We start from the raw sequence: 4,760 nt of genomic DNA on the forward strand, positions 1-4,760 counted from the left end.
GCGCAATGGTCGTTGACCAGCAGCTTCTTCGACTTCTCGGCAAAGGTGGGCCAATCGGAGGCGCCGTCTTCCTTGATCACCTTGATCTTGCGCCCGAGGATGCCGCCCATCGCGTTGATCTGGTCGATGGCGAGCTGCTCGGCCTGGATCGAGCCGGTTTCCGAAATGGCCATGGTGCCGGAGGACGAGTGCAGCTGGCCCACCGTCACTTCGGTGTCGGTCACCGCGAGCTTGGTGCTGTTGACCTTGGCCGTGGGGAACTGCGACTGGCCGAAGCTCAGGCCGGACAGGCCCATCACGGGCAGCGCGGCGGCGCCCTGCAGCAAGCGGCGGCGGCGCAATGCCAGGGCATCGAGGGAAAGGTCTTCTGAATCACGCGACATCGGGAAACTCCAGGCAGGTTGTTGGAAGGTTGAGCCGCGCACCATCGCAGTGCGTCGGACGGTGCCCCGAGCACCATGGCTGGTACTTTAGAAATCACCTGCGCCGGCGCGAATACGTCATTCAACGTAGCGGCCGCAAGCGCCCGGGCCTGCAGACTTGCGAGCCGCGCAAGGGCGCAAAGCACGCAGGGAGCGCTTCTTGCTCTGCTGCCTTCCATGCCGCCGCCCCCGCCCTTGCCGCAAGCCCCCACCATGCAACCCGTCACCGGCCAGAAGATCTTCCGCATCCGCCGCGACTACAACGCGTGGGTCGCGAACGAAACGCTGGAGGACTACGCGCTGCGCTACACGCCGCGCAGCTTTCGCAAGTGGTCGGAGTTCCGCGTCGCCAACGCGGCCTTCGGCGCCACCTCGTTCCTGGCGCTGGAGGCCATCGGCGGCGCCATTGCGCTGAGCTATGGCTTCTCGAACGCGCTGTGGGCCATCCTGGTGGTGGGGCTCATCACCTTTCTGACCGGCCTGCCGATCTCCTACTACGCGGCCCGGCATGGCGTGGACATGGACCTGCTCACGCGCGGCGCGGGCTTCGGCTACCTGGGCTCCACCCTCACCTCGCTGATCTACGCGAGCTTCACCTTCATCTTCTTCGCGCTGGAGGCGGCCATCCTCGCGCTGGCGCTGCAGCTGTACCTGGACTGGCCGCTGCCGCTGCTCTATCTGCTGTCGTCGGTCGTGATCGTGCCGCTGGTGATGCGCGGCATCACGCTGATCTCGGGCCTGCAGCTGTGGACGCAGCCGATCTGGATCGTGCTGTTCGTCTGCCCGTTCATCGCGGTGCTGGTGAAGAAGCCCGAGCTGTATGCCGACTTCACCGGCCTGGTGGGCCGCAGCTCCGACAGCAGCGGCTTCGATCCGCTGATGTTCGGCGCCGCCGCCACGGTGGCCTTCTCGCTGGTGGTGCAGATCGGCGAGCAAGTCGACTACCTGCGCTTCCTGCCCGAGAAGACGGCCGCCAACCGCGGCCGCTGGTGGGCCGCGGTGCTGGTGGCGGGCCCGGGCTGGATCGTGCCGGGCATGCTCAAGATGATGGGCGGCGCCTTCCTGGCCTTTCTGGCGCTCCAGCACGAGATCCCGGCAAGGCATGCCGTCGAGCCCACGCTGATGTACCTCACGGGCTTTTCGTACGTGCTGCGCGATCCGGCCTGGGTGCTTGCGATCACCACTCTGTTCGTGGTGGTCTCGCAGATGAAGATCAACCTCACCAACGCCTATGCGGGCTCGCTGGCGTGGTCGAACTTCTTCGCGCGGCTCACGCACAGCCACCCGGGGCGCGTGGTGTGGCTGGTGTTCAACGTGGTCATCGCGATCCTGCTGATGACGCTCGGCGTGTTCGCGGCGCTCGAGCATGTGCTGGGCTTCTACAGCAACATCGCCATTGCCTGGGTCGGCGCGCTGGTGGCCGACCTGATCATCAACAAGCCGCTGGGCTGGAGCCCGCGCACCATCGAGTTCAAGCGCGCGCACCTGTACGACATCAACCCGGTCGGCCTGGGCGCGATGCTGGTGGCGGCGGCGCTGGCCATGCTGGCGTACTCCGGCGTGCTGGGCCAGTGGGCGCGCGCGTTCTCGCCCTTCATCGCGCTGGCAACGGCGCTGGTGGTCTCGCCGCTGCTGGCCTGGCGCACGCGCGGACGCTACTACCTCGCGCGCAGCGACATCCGGCGCTGGACGCCGGGGCAGATCGTGAAATGCTCGGTGTGCGACAACAGCTTCGAGTCCGAGGACATGGCGCACTGCCCGGCCTACAGCGCGCCGATCTGCTCGCTGTGCTGCACGCTCGAATCGCGCTGTCACGACCGCTGCAAGACCGACTCGCGCGCGGCCGAGCAGATGAGCGGCTGGCTCCAGGCGCTGCTGCCGCCCGCGCTGTCGGGCCGGCTCAATTTTCGCGTGGCGCACTACCTGATGGTGGCCACCTCGCTGGTGGCGCTGCTGGCCACGGTGATGGGCGTGGTGTATGCGCAGGAGGCCATCGTGGGCGCCGATGCGGTGGACCCGGCGCTGCGCAGCGCCTTCCTCAAGGTGTTTGCGCTGCTGTCGCTGGTGGCGGCGGTGGCCGCCTGGTGGATCGTGCTGGGCAGCGAGAGCCGGCAGATGGCGCAGGAGGAATCGAACCGCCACAACCACCTGCTCACCGTCGAGATCGAGGCGCACCAGCGCACCGACGCCGCGCTGCAGACCGCGAAGGAAGCCGCCGAAGCCGCCAACCAGGCCAAGACCCGCTACGTGGCCGGCATGACGCACGAGCTGCGCACGCCGCTCAACAGCATCCTGGGCTACTCGCAGATCCTGCTCAAGGGCGAGGCCGTGGCGCCGCCGCGCGAAGCGGTGCAGACCATCCAGCGCAGCGGCGAGCACATGCTGGGGCTGATCGACGGGCTGCTCGACCTGGCACGCATCGAGGCCGGCCGCCTGCAGCTGGAGCCCGCCCCTCTCGCGCTGCCGGCCTTCCTGGACGAGGTGGTGCACATGGTGCGGCCGCAGGCCGAGAACAAGGGCCTGGCGTTCGTCTACACCCACAGCGGTCGGCTGCCGCCCTGGGTGCATGCCGATGCCAAGCGGCTGCGCCAGATCCTCATCAACCTGCTGGCCAACGCGGTGCGCTTCACCGACAGCGGCACGGTCACGCTGCATGTGGATGCGCGGCGCGAGGTGCTGCGCTTCGACGTGGTCGACACCGGCATCGGCGTGGCGCCGCAGGACCACCAGCGCATCTTTCTTCCGTTCGAGCGCGGCGCCGCCGGGCGCCGGCGCGGCGAGCCCGGCACGGGCCTGGGCCTCACCATCACGGGCCTGCTCACGTCGCTGATGGGCGGCGAGCTGGCGCTGGCCGCCACCTCGCCCGCGGGCAGCACCTTCAGCGTGCGGGTGTACCTGCGCGAAGTGGCCGACCCCGGCCCGCAGGCAGAAACGCGCCGGCCGGTGTCGGGCTACATCGGCGCGCGCCGCACGCTGCTGGTGGTGGACGACCAGCCGGTGCAGCGCCAGATGCTGGCCGGCATGCTCGCGCCGCTGGGCTTCGAGGTGCGCGAGGCCGCGAGCGGCACCGAATGCCTCGACAGCCTGCGCGAGAACCTGCCCTCGGCGATCCTGCTGGACCTCACCATGGACGACATGGATGGCTGGCAGACCGCGGCGCTGGTGCGCGCCTCGGGCTTCGACCGCCTGCCGATCATCATCGTCTCGGCCAACATGTTCGAGAACCAGGGCGAGCTGCTGCGCGCCGCGGGCTGCCAGGCCTTCGTGGGCAAGCCGGTCATCGAGTCGCAGCTGATCGCCACGCTGGAGCGGCACCTCGGCCTCGAATGGCTGGCGTCGAACGACGCGATGCCGCCCGCCGTCGACATGGCGCCGCGGCCGGTGCAGCTCGCGCTCTCGGAAGACGACCGCGCCGAGCTGATGCGGCTGGTGCAGATGGGCCACATGCGCGGCCTGCACCAGGTGCTCGACCGCCTCGCCGCCGCCTCCCCACCGGCCGCGGCCACCTGCACCTGGCTGCGCGGCATGGTCACCCGATTCGAACTCGACAAGCTCCGCAAGGCACTCGCAGAACAAGATGCAGACACTCTCGCCCCCTGATGAAGCCGAACGCCCCGTGGTGCTGGTGGTGGACGACGCCCCCAGCAGCCTCGGCATGCTGTGCGACACGCTCGAATCGAGCGGCTACACCGTGCTGGTCGCGGCCGATGGCGAGGCCGCGCTGCAGCGGCTCGAACTGGTGGTGCCCGACGCGATCCTGCTCGACGGCCTGATGCCCGGCCTGTCGGGCTTCGAGACCTGCCGGCGCATCAAGGCCAATGCGGCGCTCGCGCACATTCCGGTGCTGTTCATGACCGGCCTTTCGGAAACCGCGCACGTGGTCGAGGGCTTCGAATGCGGCGGCGTCGACTACGTGGTGAAGCCGATCCGCGCGCAGGAGGTGCTCGCGCGGCTGCACACGCACACGCGCAACGCACGCATCACGCGCATGGCGCGCGATGCGGTCGACGTGGCCGGCATGGGCGTGGTCTTTGTCGATGCGCGCGGGCGCATCGCATGGCGCTCGCCGCAAGCCGCGCTGTGGCTGCATGCGCTCGATGCGGCGCCGGCCGCCGGGCTGCTGCCCGCCGCGCTCGCACCCGCGCTTGCGCCCGGCGCGGCCATTGCGGTGGCCACGGCGGCAGGCGCACGCATTTCGGTGCGCAACCTGGGCGCCGCGGCGCTCGGCGAAACCATGCTGCTGTTCGCGGCGCAGCGCGAAGGGGCCGCGGGCAAGCCGTCGGCGCGGCTGGCCGAAGCGGCGCTCACGCCGCGCGAGACCGAAGTGCTCTCATGGCT

Annotated in this window: 3 protein-coding genes; 2 read left to right on the top strand and 1 reads right to left on the bottom strand. The window is 69.5% G+C overall.

Annotated features, from left to right (window positions below):
- Window positions 1–383: transporter substrate-binding protein (locus tag AC1DOC_RS19685; protein WP_478130329.1), on the bottom strand; the 383-nt coding region annotated here is incomplete at its 3' end.
- Window positions 384–635: 252 nt separating this feature from the next.
- Here AC1DOC_RS19685 and AC1DOC_RS19690 point away from each other — a divergent pair.
- The gene (locus AC1DOC_RS19690) at window positions 636–4,022 is read left to right on the top strand and encodes a hybrid sensor histidine kinase/response regulator (RefSeq protein ID WP_478080497.1); all 3,387 of its coding nucleotides are present in this window, start codon (window positions 636–638) and stop codon (window positions 4,020–4,022) included.
- On the top strand, window positions 4,000–4,760 hold a 761-nt coding region (locus AC1DOC_RS19695; RefSeq protein WP_478130330.1), incomplete at its 3' end, for a response regulator. The genes AC1DOC_RS19690 and AC1DOC_RS19695, both read left to right, overlap by 23 nt.

This window comes from Variovorax sp. 01T439_2, from assembly GCF_056398445.1.

Coding starts and splice junctions, on each gene's coding strand:
- AC1DOC_RS19690 (WP_478080497.1), top strand. CDS start 636: ATGCAACCCGTCACCGGCCAGAAGATCTTCCGCATCCGCCGCGACTAC.